Genomic DNA, 1,760 nt, shown 5'->3' with positions numbered 1-1,760 from the left:
AGTTTTATGAAACACGTTTCATAAAACTTCCTCCAAACAGCCTAACAATGAGTTTTTGATAGGATTCTACCAACTATTTTTCAGTATTATGCCGAAAAAAATCATTCTCTTGCCAATGCATAAAAGATATTTTATTAATTTCTTGCGAAAAAAATGTCAAAGAGGAAAATAAAGATACAAATACCAAAAAATTTTTCATCTTATTGCTTTATAAAGATATATTCTCCTACTGGTAATTTAAAATCTAAAGGTGGCGGACTCCCTGCCTTTTGGTAAACTGTTTTTGCTGTCAATTTTAGCTTTATTGCATCTTGACCGTTTATTGTTATTTTTCTTAAAATTATTGTTCCAAAACTAGTGTCAGGATTAAGATCATGATAGTTTAATCCTAATCGTAATTCATTAGGGAAACAGTCCAAACATATTGGAGGAAAATCATTTTTAAGTAAGATATTTCCCGACAAAGGATATTTTATAGAATTTCCGTATGTATTATTGATAAAAGATATAGTGTTTGTTTTTGTAATATTATTTTCTTTATATTCTACCCCTCCTATGATAACATCCTCATAGTACTTACTATTATAGAATTTTATTTTTTTTATTAATACCAGTTTTATATAACGATTTCCATTGTCATATACCCAAGTTCCTGTATATGGATTAAGAAGATTGTTTATATCTTTATAATATGTATCAGCTTTGCTTGTTCCATCGTCATCTAAAATATTAATTATTTGAGATTGGCTTTTACAGTTTATAAATAAAAAATTTAATAAAGCTATTATAAATATTTTTTTCATTGTATTAAAATTTAATTACAAGGTATAGGTTTTACGATTCCGTTTTCTAATATTAATTTATTCCAGGTTGTTAAATCTTCATCGGCTTTGTATAAAGATATACCAAAATTAGCAAAGCGTTCTAAAAAAGTTCCTTCTCTGTTAGGTTTTTTTTGGTAATATAATAATGTCAATTTTTCGTCCATTTTACTAGTGATTTCTTCTATTGTTGTATCATTATTTAGATTCGGGACATTATTTGTAGAATCATGAACAATAGCATCATACAGCATATTGGGGTTGTCAATTTTGAGGGCGTATGTTTGTTTAACTCCATTATCATCTTTACATACTAAAATAATAACTACATCTTTCAAATTAGTATTATAGGTATCCTGATAAAATCTTTGCAGGGTAAACACATCCGTCCAGCTAAACATCGGTACGGCTCCGGGATAGGGATGAGTGTGGATGCTGCCATAATATTCATTTCCAACTTTAATGGTTATTTGTAAATCTGTTCCTACCGGAAGATCAGGGCTGCTGTATACTCCGTTTTGGTCTTTTACAAGGTTTTTACCGTTTTCATTGGGTTCACTCAGCTTTCCCTGCAATGTCGTAATGCTGGGTTTTATATTTGCCTTTGCGGGTTTATATAAATTTTTCAGCTCTTCGCACGGTGTTGCAAGATACGCATCATAAAAATCCTGCCATACATGGGTAGGATGATCCTTAAAATACTGAAGGATAAACTTCACAAAATCCTGCACTTCCTAATCTGAAATATACCATTTTAGAAGAGATTGTAATTACCCATGTTTAGAATAAAAATTCTCCCTAATTTTTTTAAAGAGAACGTATTTATTATTGCTTTATCATCGTATATTCCATAGCGGGTACTCGTGGCTGGTCTGGCAAATTATCATTAGGATTATTGGTTACTCTCCCATTAGATCCCAATACTTTTACTTTTATAGT

Annotated in this window: 2 protein-coding genes; both read right to left on the bottom strand. The window is 30.2% G+C overall.

What is annotated here, in order from left to right; genetic code table 11:
• Positions 1-200: 200 nt before the first annotated feature.
• The gene (locus DD829_RS20515) at positions 201-803 is read right to left on the bottom strand and encodes a DUF6705 family protein (RefSeq protein WP_116548113.1); all 603 of its coding nucleotides are present in this window, start codon (positions 801-803) and stop codon (positions 201-203) included.
• A gap of 11 nt (positions 804-814) precedes the next feature.
• Positions 815-1,540 carry a hypothetical protein gene (locus DD829_RS20510; protein WP_123906949.1) on the bottom strand — a complete coding sequence of 242 codons (726 nt, stop codon included), beginning with the start codon at positions 1,538-1,540 and terminating at the stop codon, positions 815-817.
• Positions 1,541-1,760: the final 220 nt, after the last annotated feature.

This window comes from Chryseobacterium sp. HMWF035 (assembly GCF_003094695.1).
GTDB classification, from domain to species: domain Bacteria; phylum Bacteroidota; class Bacteroidia; order Flavobacteriales; family Weeksellaceae; genus Chryseobacterium; species Chryseobacterium gambrini.
Note: the sequence above shows the minus strand (reverse complement) of the source record. Positions and strands in the feature narration are given on the sequence as shown.

What these genes read in the sequence shown, in the direction of transcription:
- DD829_RS20515 (WP_116548113.1), bottom strand. Translation starts at nt 803, where the DNA reads ATGAAAAAAATATTTATAATAGCTTTATTAAATTTTTTATTTATAAAC.